Source organism: Microbacterium sp. KSW4-4 (assembly GCF_023091185.1).
Taxonomy (GTDB): Bacteria; Actinomycetota; Actinomycetes; order Actinomycetales; family Microbacteriaceae; genus Microbacterium; species Microbacterium paraoxydans.
The window spans coordinates 657,274-669,373 of the sequence record NZ_JAHWXJ010000001.1 but is presented as its reverse complement, the minus strand read 5'-3'; the positions used below and the strand labels follow the sequence as shown (position 1 = coordinate 669,373).

The following is a 12,100-nucleotide window of genomic DNA, read 5'->3' as shown; positions in this document are numbered from 1 at the left end:
TTCCCGTGAGATTCTCGGAGCCGCGTGCTCCCCAACGAAACAGGTATGAAGTGGTTTACGCAGTAGTGCGCGCCGGTGGCCGGCAGGAGAAGGTCGAGGTCGGCACCATCGTTCAGCTCGACCGTGTTCAGGCTGCCCAGGGCGACAAGATCCAGCTGCCCGCCGTGCTGCTCGTCGACGGCTCCACGGTGACCACCGACGCCGACGCGCTGGCGAAGGTCACCGTCACGGCTGAGGTCGTCGGCAACCTCCGCGGCCCGAAGATCGTCATCCAGAAGTACAAGAACAAGACCGGCTACAAGAAGCGTCAGGGCCACCGCCAGGAGCTCACGCGCGTCAAGATCACCGGCATCAAGTAAGACCGAGGAGACCAGGACATGGCACACAAAAAGGGCGCAAGCTCCACCCGTAACGGTCGTGACTCCAACGCACAGCGCCTCGGCGTGAAGCGCTTCGGCGGTCAGCAGGTCCTCGCCGGCGAGATCATCGTCCGCCAGCGCGGCACCCACTTCCACCCCGGCGCCAACGTCGGCCGTGGTGGCGACGACACGCTGTTCGCTTTGGCCGCCGGTGCGGTCGAGTTCGGCGCGAAGGGCGGCCGCAAGGTCGTCAACATCGTCGCTGCTGCTGAGTGATCACAGCACCACGCTAAACATCCGGTTCGGGGCGGGCTTCGGCTCGCCCCGTCCGTGTATCTGCCGTCAGGCACCCTGAGCAACCGAAGGACTCGCACATGGTCACGTTCGTCGACACCGTCACACTGCACCTGCGTGCAGGCAAGGGCGGCAACGGCTGCGTCTCCGTGCACCGGGAGAAGTTCAAGCCCCTCGGCGGTCCGGACGGCGGCAACGGCGGCGACGGCGGCGACATCGTGCTCGTCGCCGACACGCAGACCGGCACGCTGCTGTCGTACCACCACTCGCCGCACCGCTCGTCGGGCAACGGCGGACCGGGCATGGGCGACCACCGCTCCGGCTTCGACGGCGAGACCCTGGAGCTCCCCGTCCCGGTCGGCACCGTGGTCAAGAACCCGAACGGCGACGTCCTGATCGACATGATCGAGCCGGGGGAGCGCTTCGTCGTGGCTGCGGGCGGTCAGGGCGGACTGGGCAACGCGGCCCTGGCGACCCCCAAGCGCAAGGCTCCGGGGTTCGCTCTGCTCGGCACCCCGGGCTTCGAGGGCGACGTCGTCCTCGAGCTCAAGACCGTCGCCGACGTGGCGCTCGTCGGCTACCCGTCCGCGGGCAAGTCGAGCCTCATCGGCGCGATCTCGGCCGCACGACCCAAGATCGCCGACTACCCCTTCACGACGCTGCACCCGAACCTCGGCGTGGTCCAGGTGGAGGACTTCCGCTACACCGTCGCGGATGTGCCCGGCCTCATCGAGGGCGCCAGCGAGGGCCGCGGGCTCGGACTCGAGTTCCTGCGGCACGTGGAGCGCTGCTCCGCCCTGCTGCACGTGCTCGACTGCGCGACGCTGGAGCCGAACCGCGACCCCATCTCCGACCTCGACGTCATCCTCGCCGAGCTGGCCGCGTACGAGGTGCCGGAGGGCCAGACTCCTCTGCTGGAGCGCCCGCAGTTCGTGGCGTTGAACAAGGTCGACGTGCCGGAGGCGCGTGACCTCGCCGATCTCGTGCGGCCCGACCTGGAGGCTCGCGGTTTCCGGGTGTTCGAGATCTCCACGGTCTCGCACGAGGGGCTGCGCCCCCTCACGCTGGCTCTCGGCGAGCTGGTCGAGCAGCACCGCAAGGAGACCGCGGTCGAGGCGCCGCGCGAGCGCGTCGTCATCCGCCCGAAGGGCTCGGTGAAGCCGTTCACCATCCGGGTCGAGGGCGGCACCTATGGCAACATCTATCGCATCCTGGGCGAGAAGCCGGTGCGCTGGGTGCAACAAACCGACTTCCAGAACGAGGAGGCCGTGGGCTACCTCGCCGACCGTCTGGAGAAGCTGGGCGTCGAGGACGAGCTCTTCCGTCTCGGCGCCGTGCAGGGTTCGACGGTCGTGATCGGCGAGGGCGACAGCATCGTCTTCGACTGGGAGCCGACGATGAGCTCCGCGGCCGAGCTCATGACGGCACCCCGCGGCACCGACCCGCGTCTGGCGCCGAATGCCCGCCGCACCACGTCCGAGCGGCGCGAGCAGTACTACGAGCGCATGGACGCGAAGGCGCAGGCGCGCGCCGAGCTGGAGGCGGAGCGGCTCGCCACGTACCGCGAGGACGAGGCGTGACCGCACGCACGCGCGCCGACCTCGCGACGGCGACGCGGATCGTCGTGAAGGTGGGCTCGTCCTCCATCAGCGGCGAGTCGTCCTGGCGCATCCCGGTGCTCGTCGAGGCGCTGGCCGCGGCGCATGCCCGCGGAGCCGAGGTCGTGCTCGTGTCGTCGGGAGCGATCGCCTCCGGCATCCCCTTCCTCCGCCTGGACGCGCGGCCCACCGACCTCGCCACGCAACAGGCCGCGGCCGCGGTCGGGCAGAACATCCTCGTCTACCGGTACCAGGAGGCACTGCGCCCCTTCGACATCGTCGCCGGTCAGGTGCTGCTCACCACCGGAGACCTCGAGAACCCGACGTCGCGCTCGAACGCACGGCGGGCCATGGAGCGCCTGCTGGGGCTGCGAACCCTTCCGATCGTGAACGAGAACGACACGGTCGCGACGCAGGAGATCCGGTTCGGCGACAATGACAGGCTGGGCGCTCTCGTCGCGCAGCTCATCGAGGCCGACGCCCTCATCCTCCTCAGCGACATCGAGTCGCTGTACACGCGGCCGCCGAGCGACCCCGCCGCCGAGCCCATCGACGTCGTCACTCCGGACGCGGACCTCTCCGGGCTGGAGTTCGGCGCCACGGTCGTCAACAGCGTCGGCACCGGGGGAGCGGCTACGAAGGTCTCCGCCGCCCGACTCGCGGCGGCCTCGGGCATCGGGGTCTTGGTCACCAGTGCTGACCTCGTCTCCCAGGCCCTGGCGGGCGCCCACATCGGGACCTGGTTCGAGCCCGCCACCTCCTAGACTGGGCGGATGACCGACCTCACCCCTCAGACGCGCCTGGAGCGGGCCAAGGAGGCCTCGCGTGCGACCGCCGCCCTCACGAGCGACGACAAGGCGCGGGCACTCGAAGCCATCGCCGTCGCCCTCGAGGCGGATGCCGCCCGGATCATCGAGGCGAACCAGCGGGATGTCGAGCGCGGTCGTGAGGACGGCATCGGCGAATCCCTCTTCGACCGCCTCCGTCTGGACGAGAAGAGGGTCTCCGCCCTCGCAGCCGCCGTCCGCGATGTGGCGGCTCTGCCCGACCCGGTGGGTCGCGTGGTCGGTGGGCACCGGATGCCGAACGGCGTGGCTCTCGAACAGGTGCGCGTGCCGTTCGGCGTGGTCGGGGCCATCTATGAGGCGCGACCCAACGTCACCGTCGACATCGCCGCCCTCGCCCTGCGCTCGGGCAATGCGGTCGTCCTGCGCGGAGGCAGCGCCGCACGCGATTCGAACACGGTGCTCGTCGACGTGATGCGCTCCGCCCTCGGTACCGCGGGCGTGACGCCGGAGGCGATCCAGACCGTCGACGACTTCGGCCGCGACGGGGCGAAGGCACTCATGCACGGCCGCGGCTTCATCGACGTGCTCGTGCCCCGCGGCAGCGCCGGTCTCATCGAGACCGTCGTGACGGAGTCGACGGTGCCTGTCATCGAGACGGGCGCCGGGAACGTGCACATCCTGCTCGACGAGAGCGCCCCGGACGACTGGGCGTCCGACATCGTCGTGAACGCCAAGGTGCAGCGCCCGAGCGTGTGCAACGCGGTCGAGACCGTTCTCGTCCACCGACAGGCCGCCCCGCGGCTGATCCCGCTCGTCGCGAGCGCGCTCATGAGTGAGGGGGTGGCGATCCACGGCGACGACGTGGTCGCAGGACTCGTGGCCAACATCATTCCGGCGACCGAGGAGGACTGGGCAACCGAGTACCTGAGCCTGGACGTCGCGATGAAGGTCGTCGACAGCCTCGACGACGCTCTCGACCACATCCGGCGCTACAGCACGGGGCACACGGAGTCCATCGTCACCACCGACTCCCGCAGCGCGGAGCGGTTCCTGGCCGAGGTGGACTCCGCCGTGGTGATGGTGAACGCCTCCACGCGGTTCACGGACGGGGCCGAGTTCGGCTTCGGCGCCGAGGTGGGGATCTCGACGCAGAAGCTGCATGCGCGGGGCCCGATGGGGCTCTCCGAGCTGACCAGTACGAAATGGCTCGCGCGTGGGACAGGTCAGACCCGCGGGTGAGGGCTAGACTGGGGGACGCTGTATCCCCACAGGACCCCCGAGACAGCACGCCACGAACGGAGTCAGGATGAACCTCGTCGCACAGATCGCGATGGCCGCCGCAGAGACCGAGCACCACGGCAACGTGGCTCTCGACACGGTGATCTTCGGAGCCATCGCCGCGATCGTGTTCGCCGCTCTCGGTCTCGTGACGCTGTCGTACAAGAACGTCGCGAACCGCCACTCGGCGAAGGCGGAGGCCTGGGCGGCGAAGCACGGCAAGGACCACGAGGCGGGACACGGCCACTAGGCCCTCATGAGCACCGCGACCACGCGCGCACCGCGCATCGGCGTGATGGGCGGGACTTTCGATCCGATCCATCACGGCCATCTGGTCGCCGCCAGCGAGGTCGCGCACTCGTTCGATCTCGACGAGGTGGTGTTCGTCCCGACGGGTCGTCCCTGGCAGAAGGCCGACGTCACGCCGAGTGAGCATCGCTATCTGATGACGGTCATCGCAACGGCCTCCAACCCGCAGTTCACGGTGAGCCGCGTGGACATCGACCGCGCGGGTCCGACGTACACGATCGACACGCTCCGCGACCTCAAGGAGCAGCGCCCGGACGCCGAGCTGTTCTTCATCAGCGGGGCGGACGCCGTGGCGCAAATTCTCAGTTGGAGAGACCATGATGAATTGTGGGAACTGGCCCACTTCGTCGCGGTCTCCCGCCCAGGACACGTTCTGAGCATCGACGGCCTCCCGAGCGACGACGTCAGCCAGCTCGAGGTGCCGGCGCTGTCCATATCGTCGACGGACTGTCGAGACCGCGTCCGCGACGATCAACCGGTCTGGTACCTCGTCCCCGACGGGGTCGTCCAGTACATCGCGAAGCATCATCTGTATCGGAGCAAGGCATGAGCACATCGGATCAGCGAGGTCCGCTGACGCGGAAGCAGCTGCGGGAGATCCGGTTGACGGGATCCACCCCGATCATCAGCGAGGAGCAGGCCAACGCCGCCGCGGAAGCCGCGGCTCCCTCGCAGCCGTTGCCGCGTGCCGCCGAGCCCGTGGTCATTCCGCCCGCCCCGGTCGCCGGCACTCCTGTCGATCCTGAGGCCGCGCCGCTCACCCGGCGTCAGGCGCGGGAGCAGGAGAAGATCAAGACCGTCCCGGTTCCCGCCGCCGGCGCGCCGGAGCAGCAGGCGCTGGAAGAGCCGGCGGTGCAGCCGGATGCCTCCGGCGACGACGACATCGATAACGACGAGGTCGTCGCGGAGCCCGTCAGTGCGGCCCAGGCCGCCGACACGGTCGGAGAGGTGCCACTCGCCGACGAGCACGCGCAGACGCCGGAGTCCGAGCCTGAGGACCCCGCGGTGGCACTCGGCGTCAGCCAGGAGGACACCGCCGAGGGGGAGGACCTCCTCGACGAGGACGCCGACGAGGATGTCGACCAGGGCGAGCGTCCGACGGTCAGTCCGACCTTCGGCCAGGGTGTGCTGCAGGACGAGACGCCCGCCGAGCAGGCACCCTTCCGCCCCTCCTTCGACGAGCTGCTCACCTCGAACGACTCCGGGGGCACCCAGCACTCGGCCCCGAACGCGCTGATCTTCACCCCGTCCCCCGGCGAGGGCTCTCTCTCCGGTCCGGTCGCCTCCACCGGCGAGATCCTCGTCACGGGGTCGTACGAGCTGCCGAAGGGGCTCGGCTCGCAGGGCCACGCCCACGGAACGACGGACGGCAAAGAGGTCGACGCCGTCCTCATCGACGGCGAGCTGCCGCCCGCGTCTTCCCCCACTCCGATCGCGGCGAGTTCCGCCGTCAGCACCATCAAGCCCGCCGGCGAGGTGATCCGTCCGCCGGCACCCGAGAAGGGCAACCGGCTGATGCTGATCGCCGCCATCGTCGCGGGCGCCCTCGCGCTGGGTCTGGGCACGGCCCTGGTCATCGCCTTCACAGGAAACGTCTTCTGATGCAATCACCCGAAACCGCCGAAGAGATGCTGCGCATCGCCGCTGAAGCCGCCGTGGCCAAGGGGGGTGAGGATCTCGTCGCGCTGAACGTCTCCGAACCGCTCCCGCTCGTCGACATCTTCCTGCTCGTGACCGGCAACAGCGAGCGGAACGTCGCCGCCATCGCCGACGAGATCGAGGACCGTCTCGTCGAGTCCGGGCACAAGCGCGTGCGCCGGGAGGGGCGAGCCGAGGCACGGTGGGTGCTGCTGGACTTCGGCGACCTCATCGTCCACGTCTTCCACCAGGAGGAGCGGGTCTACTACGGCCTGGAGCGTCTGTGGAAGGACTGCCCGGTGATCCCGCTCGAGGTCGCCGAAGCGTCGGCTGACAACGCCTGACATGGCCACGCACCTGCTGACCGGTGCGGGGTCGGGGATCGGCGCGGTCCTCGCCCGACGACTCGTGGAGCGTGGCGACGACGTCGTGGTGCTCGCACGCGATGCGGGACGGGCGCGGCAGATCGCCGAGCAGCTGCCAGGGGTCTCGGCGCTGGTCGGCGACCTCGCGCAGCCGGGACGCCTCTCCTGGGCGCTCTCGAAGCAGAGCCTGCCCGATCGCATCGATTCCCTGGTGCACGCGGCCGGGGTCGTCGACCTCGGAACGGTGGGAGATCTCACTCCGGCGCTCTGGGACCAGCAGCTCGCCGTCAATCTCGTCGCCCCGGCGGAGCTCACGCGGCTCCTGCTTCCCGTCCTCCGCGTCTCGCGGGGTCATGTGGTGTTCGTGAACTCCGGAGCCGGACTCCGGGCGAGCCCTGGGTGGTCGGCGTACGCGGCCTCGAAGCACGGCCTGCGGGCCCTCGCGGATGCGCTCCGGCAGGAGGAAGCCGAGCACGGCCTCCGGGTGACATCGGTCTATCCAGGGCGCACGGCGACGCCCATGCAAGAACGCGTGCACCAGCAGGAAGGTCAGGAGTACGACGCAGCCCGGTTCATCACACCGGAAGCCGTGGCGACGACGATCCTCGCGGCGCTGGACCTCCCGCGGGACGCGCACCTCACGGATCTCACGGTGCGTCCGCAGGGCTGAGCGAGTCGATCCTTCCATTCTCCTGCACCTCAGCGAGAGGGTGTCAAGGCCCTTCCCTTCCCCCGCGGGGTATCAGAGGCTCGTCATCAGAGAGTCCTGGAGGGCCGACTGATGTCAGAAGTTCCTGATCCCCGTTTCGTGCTTCACCGCATCACGCCGTCGGAGTGGGTGATCAACGACCTGCGCTATCCCCAGAACGACCCGCGGCATGTCGTCGCCTGCGTCTATGAGCTCGCCGACACCGAGGTCGAGGTCACGTGGCTGCGCGACCTTCCGCTGGCGATCCGCTACGGCACGGCGTTCGAGGTGTTGGAGGAGGTCGAGCGGATGCAGGGTGCTAGCCGGGCCACGCGACCCATCGCGATCCCCTCTCGCCCGCCGCTGCTGGCCACCTGAGCTGCGAGAACGCAAGAAAAGGGCACCCCGCCGTGCGGGGTGCCCTTTCGTGCTTTACCGGTCAGTCGTCGTCGCCGACGACAGCGGCGCGGTCGGCCTCCGCGCTGTCGATCTGAGCGTCGTCGGCGTCCTCGTCGAGAACCTCTTCGCCGTCGACCTCGCGCGTCGGGACGTCCTCCGCGTCGCCATCGGCGATCGGCGGGAGAGGCGGGATCGGGGGAGTCGTGTTGGACATGTCGTCTCCTTTCGTCGGATGCCTTTCTACGCCGGGCCGCCGACGCAGACGAGGCGGTTGACGCATGGCAGCATGGGGGGCTACGGGCCTGCTCCGCGGTCAGGAAGCGGGAGGTGTGCTCCCACCACCCGGGCCACCGCTCATGCCGGACGCGGCCTGCTGGGTGACGCTGTTCGCGTAGTCGTTCGTCGGGTCGCGGTAGATGGTGTGCACGTGACCCCAGCCCGACGTCGTCACGCCCTCGACGTCGGCGCCCGCGGAGCCCTGCTGCGCCTGGAACGCGACGTAGACCTTCGGCCCGGAGATGGAGAAGTCGATGCCGTCTCCGGTGCTCATGTCGTACGTCGTCGCCCCGGACCAGGCGATCACGGTGTCATCCAGTGTCTGCTCGATCTCGGCCAGCGTGGAGGCCGTGGTCTCCTCGTCGCTCATCCCGGCCCAGTTCGCGATGAGCTGGAGAAGCAGGTCCCGCTGCTCGTCGGAGAGGTCGGCTCCGGACAGGCCCGCGCCCGTGGCGAAATCGCAGGTGTCGCCCGGTGCGCACATACTCACATCGCCGGAGGTCAGGGTGGCCTGCTGGTCGGCGGTGAGGCTGTCGAAGAACGCGAAGGCGTCCGTGTAGATGCCGTCGAACGGCTGCACCTCCTCGCCGTCCTCGTTCGTGTAGACGGCGGGCTGGACGCCGAGGTGCGTGGGCGCGAAGGTGATCGCGTCGGTGCTGCCGTCGAGCGTGGCGTTGATCCCGAGGTGGTGCCCGCCGAACTGCACCTCGAAGGCGCCGTCGGTCGCTGTCGGATCGCCGAAGAAGGCGATGTAGTACTGCCCGAGGGACTCCTCGGTGCTGCTGCTGTTCTCGGCGAGGTACTCGTCGCCGCCCATGATCCCGGTCACGGTGGCGTAGGCCTCGTCGCTGAGGAGAGCCTCCAGCACGGCGAGCGCCGCGGTCCGCTGCTCCTCGGTCAGGTCGGTGAGGTTCAGACCGGCCCGCTGCACGAAGGTCACCGGGAAGTTCGACCACGACGTCGTCTTCGTCTCGTCGTCGAAGTCGTAGAGAACGGTCTCCTTCTGTTCGTCGGTCAGCGTCGCGAGGAAGGCCGCGGCAGCGGCGGACGTGTCGGCGATCGTCCCCGCGGTCGTTCCGGCTTCCGTCGACGCTGTATCCGAGGCCGTGGTCGTCGACGAGGCTGAGATCGTCGGTTCGGCGGTCGTGGCGGCCGCGCAGCCGCTCAGGACGAGGCCGCCCGCGAGGACGAGGCCGGAGAGCCAGGCGAGGCGTTTCTGTGCGGGAGAGGATGTCGTGTTCATGGCATCAGGCTAGGAACGCGACCGGTGGTGATCCTTTGTGCCGTCGATGTGATTCCTATGAGCCCTGGGCCATCCGTGTTTTCTCGGATGTCTTTCACGCAGCGGGGGCGGTGATCGGGGGACTCGATGGTCAGGAGTCGTCATCGAGAACAGGCTCTGTCGCCTGTCGGGGGCCCTCGAGTGAACCGGCCGGCCCGCATTGTCTCAGGCATTCGCGCAGCAACAGGCGTCCCCTCCCGTCGAGGCCTGTTGTCGCGCGAAAGCCTGAGGGGGCTAGGGGAGGTAGCGGTCCACGATCGTGCGGAGCTGTGCCTCGTTGGGTGCCGTGCTGACGCCGGTCACGCGCTGCAGCGTCGCGAAAGGAGTCGACGCCGACCCGGTGGGAGCGGGCTCGAGCTGCGTCTTCCAGTCCGGGGCGATGTGGTCGAGAAGCAGCCCGAGCTGGGCACCCGTGAAGTACGAATAGTCGCGTTCCAGGACAGCCTGCTGATCCGGATCCTCGATCAGTGCTTCGAGACCGTCGGTGAAGGTGCTCTGCACGGGAGTGAGGCCTCGTGCTCTGTCGAAGGCCCGCTCCACGTAGGTCGCGGTCCCCTCGATCGCTTCCAGCTCGATCTCCAACGTCAGAGTCGGCCACGTCGTATAGCGGGCCATGCGCACAGCGGCGAGGTCGGACGCGAGGGCGGCCAGCACCTGCGGATCGGTCTCGGTCTCGACCCGGTCGAAGATCCGCGCCTCCACGCGCAGCAACTCGTATTGCGCCGCCGTATGCGGGTAGTCCGGAATCGTGCCGCCGGCCTCCCACGGCCAGGCCCCGGGCGCCTCGGGATCGATCCCCTGTTTCGTGACGTGGAAGTTCTCGTGCAGGGAGAAGCGCGCAAAACCCTGCGACATCGTCGTCTCGGTGTCGAGCATCGCCTGGTTGTACTTGAACGCGAGGACGTCATCGCCGCCCACCTCGATCACACCGAAGTTGGACGGGGCATACAGCACCCCATCCCCGGCGGCGAACGTCCGGCTGATGCGGACGTCGCCGAGGTGGGTGGCCCCGGGAACGTCGATCTTCGTCATGCCGGAGGTGTCCGTGACACCACTCATGTTGACGAGGATCGCGTGCAACCAGAAGGAGCTCTTCTCCCCGAGCGTGCGCAGCAGCACCAGCGGTTGCTCCTCATACCGGTAGGCGTCCGTCCAGATCTCCGCCGGATGTGCCGCCGTGACGTCGTACTGCTCCGACAGCTGGGTGAGCATCTCCTTGTCAGTGGCATCGAGACCCTCGTAGTCCGACGGGGTGGGGGCGAGGAGGCGCCACGCGATCACACCGCCGATCCCGAGCGCGACGACGGCGAGAATCCCGAGGATCACGGGGGCAAAGCGGCGACGGTGTCGCGCGACGGAAGCATGCATATGTAACACGCTACTGAAGCGCCTGTTTCGTTTTCGTATGCTTCGTGTCAGGCGATCGCGCGGCATCAGGCAGGGAGGGTGGTGACTGCCTGATGCGGCGCGAGGGCCTGACATCGCGAGATGCCACTGGCTCCAGAAACACGAAAACCCCCGGCGAACCGAGGGTTTTTCGTGGACCTGAGGGGACTCGAACCCCTGACCCCCTGCATGCCATGCAGGTGCGCTACCAGCTGCGCCACAGGCCCAGACGCTGCTCCGGAGTGCTCCGGGCAACGTGAAAACACTACTACACGAATCCGCATCCGCACCAATCGGCGCGGGCTGCCCGGGCGCGTCGGGGCGCGAGGAACATCCGGAGGAGCGACGGCGTTCGATCCATCGTGAGCACTCTCGACAGCATCGTGATCGGCGCCGGCCAGGCCGGGCTGTCCGCGTCGTTCCACCTGCGTCGCCGCGGGATCGAGCACGTCGTGCTGGACGCCGATGCGCGGGCCGGGGGAGCCTGGCAGCACCGGTGGGACGCCCTCACGATGCGCGACGTGCACGGGGTCGCCGAGCTCCCGGGAGACAGCGCGCCGCCGCGGGACGAGCGCCGGGCGAACATCGCGGTGCCGGAGTACTTCGCCGCGTACGAGAAGGCCCATGATCTTCCGGTGCTGCGGCCGGTGCACGTCCGCCGGGTCAATGACGACGAGGGCGTCCTGGTCGTCGAGGCCGACGAGGGGGAGTGGCGCACCCGCACTCTCGTCAACGCGACGGGCACCTGGACGCAACCCTTCATCCCGCATTATCCGGGGATGGAGACGTTCCTCGGGGAGCAGTTCCACACCGTCGACTACCCCGGCCCGGAGCACTTCCTCGGCAAGCGGGTGCTGGTCGTGGGCGGCGGTGCATCCGCCGTGCAGTTCCTCGGTGCCCTCGCTCCTCTCACCGAGACGCTGTGGGTCACCCGACGCCCGCCCGTCTGGCGGGACGACGACTTCACGCCGGAGGCCGGTGCCGCCGCGGTCGCGCTCGTCGAGAAGCGCGTGGCGGCCGGATTGCCCCCGGAGAGCGTGGTCAGCGTCACGGGGCTCATGCTCCGACCGCAAGAGAGGGAAGCGGAGCGTCTCGGAGCGTACGCCGACCGTCGACCGCTCTTCCAGCGCATCGAGCCCGACGGCGTGCGCTGGTCCGACGGAGCGTTCGAGCGCGTCGACGTGATCCTGTGGGCGACGGGGTTCCGGCCGGCCATCGGCCACCTCGCCCCGCTCCACCTGCGCAGTGCCGCGGGCGGGATCCAGCTCAACCGCGGCGGCCGCGGCACGACGGCCGTCGCGGATCCCCGGGTGCAGCTCGTCGGCTACGGCCCGTCCGCGAGCACCATCGGCGCGAACAGAGCGGGGCGAGCGGCTGCGACCGGCGTCGTCCGCGCGCTCGCGAAGGAGGGCGCCGCGGTCTCCTCGTGACCGTTTCGTC

General features: G+C 69.1%; 15 protein-coding genes and 1 tRNA gene. 12 read left to right on the top strand and 4 right to left on the bottom strand.

Translation table 11 applies throughout. From position 1 onward, the window contains the following. The first annotated feature begins 50 nt into the window (after window positions 1–50). From rplU to KZC57_RS03330, 11 genes are all read left to right on the top strand, one after another. Window positions 51–359, top strand: coding sequence for a 50S ribosomal protein L21 (gene rplU, locus KZC57_RS03380; protein ID WP_025104973.1), 309 nt, complete (start codon window positions 51–53; stop codon window positions 357–359). A gap of 18 nt (window positions 360–377) precedes the next feature. Further along, window positions 378–635 (top strand): 50S ribosomal protein L27, encoded by a 258-nt coding sequence (gene rpmA / locus KZC57_RS03375; protein WP_025104972.1) that lies wholly within the window; start codon window positions 378–380, stop codon window positions 633–635. Between the two features lie 98 nt (window positions 636–733). Further along, on the top strand, window positions 734–2,233 hold the full coding sequence (obgE, locus tag KZC57_RS03370) for a GTPase ObgE (RefSeq protein WP_025104971.1): 1,500 nt from the start codon (window positions 734–736) through the stop codon (window positions 2,231–2,233). Further along, on the top strand, window positions 2,230–3,015 hold the full coding sequence (gene proB, locus KZC57_RS03365) for a glutamate 5-kinase (RefSeq protein ID WP_217584322.1): 786 nt from the start codon (window positions 2,230–2,232) through the stop codon (window positions 3,013–3,015). The genes obgE and proB overlap by 4 nt, the downstream gene beginning before the upstream one ends. Before the next feature lie 9 nt (window positions 3,016–3,024). After that, window positions 3,025–4,278, top strand: coding sequence for a glutamate-5-semialdehyde dehydrogenase (locus KZC57_RS03360; RefSeq protein ID WP_247641039.1), 1,254 nt, complete (start codon window positions 3,025–3,027; stop codon window positions 4,276–4,278). A gap of 67 nt (window positions 4,279–4,345) precedes the next feature. Next, window positions 4,346–4,567, top strand: a complete 222-nt coding sequence (locus KZC57_RS03355) for a hypothetical protein (RefSeq protein ID WP_060921683.1) — start codon at window positions 4,346–4,348, stop codon at window positions 4,565–4,567. 6 nt (window positions 4,568–4,573) lie between these two features. Next, on the top strand, window positions 4,574–5,176 hold the full coding sequence (gene nadD, locus KZC57_RS03350; protein WP_082749995.1) for a nicotinate-nucleotide adenylyltransferase: 603 nt from the start codon (window positions 4,574–4,576) through the stop codon (window positions 5,174–5,176). Next, window positions 5,173–6,228: a hypothetical protein gene (locus KZC57_RS03345; protein ID WP_247641038.1), complete on the top strand. Its 1,056-nt coding sequence runs from the start codon at window positions 5,173–5,175 to the stop codon at window positions 6,226–6,228. The genes nadD and KZC57_RS03345 overlap by 4 nt, the downstream gene beginning before the upstream one ends. Beyond that, a complete protein-coding gene (gene rsfS / locus KZC57_RS03340) occupies window positions 6,228–6,608 on the top strand; it encodes a ribosome silencing factor (protein WP_105949979.1) in 381 nt (126 codons plus the stop codon). Before KZC57_RS03345 ends, rsfS begins: the two co-directional genes overlap by 1 nt. A gap of 1 nt (window position 6,609) precedes the next feature. Beyond that, entirely contained in the window at window positions 6,610–7,299 is a 690-nt protein-coding gene (locus KZC57_RS03335; RefSeq protein WP_060921686.1) for an SDR family oxidoreductase, read from the top strand. Between the two features lie 138 nt (window positions 7,300–7,437). Next, window positions 7,438–7,695: a hypothetical protein gene (locus tag KZC57_RS03330; RefSeq protein ID WP_231919629.1), complete on the top strand. Its 258-nt coding sequence runs from the start codon at window positions 7,438–7,440 to the stop codon at window positions 7,693–7,695. Between the two features lie 61 nt (window positions 7,696–7,756). On the opposite strand, the gene KZC57_RS03325 is transcribed toward KZC57_RS03330, so the two are convergent. From KZC57_RS03325 to KZC57_RS03310, 4 genes are all read right to left on the bottom strand, one after another. Then, window positions 7,757–7,930, bottom strand: coding sequence for a hypothetical protein (locus KZC57_RS03325; protein ID WP_158698540.1), 174 nt, complete (start codon window positions 7,928–7,930; stop codon window positions 7,757–7,759). A gap of 99 nt (window positions 7,931–8,029) precedes the next feature. Next, complete coding sequence (locus KZC57_RS03320) at window positions 8,030–9,235, bottom strand: DUF3500 domain-containing protein (protein ID WP_247641037.1); 1,206 nt, start codon at window positions 9,233–9,235, stop codon at window positions 8,030–8,032. A gap of 273 nt (window positions 9,236–9,508) precedes the next feature. Continuing rightward, complete coding sequence (locus KZC57_RS03315; protein ID WP_247641036.1) at window positions 9,509–10,642, bottom strand: hypothetical protein; 1,134 nt, start codon at window positions 10,640–10,642, stop codon at window positions 9,509–9,511. Window positions 10,643–10,814: 172 nt separating this feature from the next. Continuing rightward, a tRNA-Ala gene (locus tag KZC57_RS03310) sits at window positions 10,815–10,887 on the bottom strand. 135 nt (window positions 10,888–11,022) lie between these two features. On the opposite strand from KZC57_RS03310, the gene KZC57_RS03305 reads away from it, so the two are divergent. Continuing rightward, window positions 11,023–12,090, top strand: a complete 1,068-nt coding sequence (locus KZC57_RS03305) for an NAD(P)/FAD-dependent oxidoreductase (RefSeq protein ID WP_247641035.1) — start codon at window positions 11,023–11,025, stop codon at window positions 12,088–12,090. Window positions 12,091–12,100: the final 10 nt, after the last annotated feature.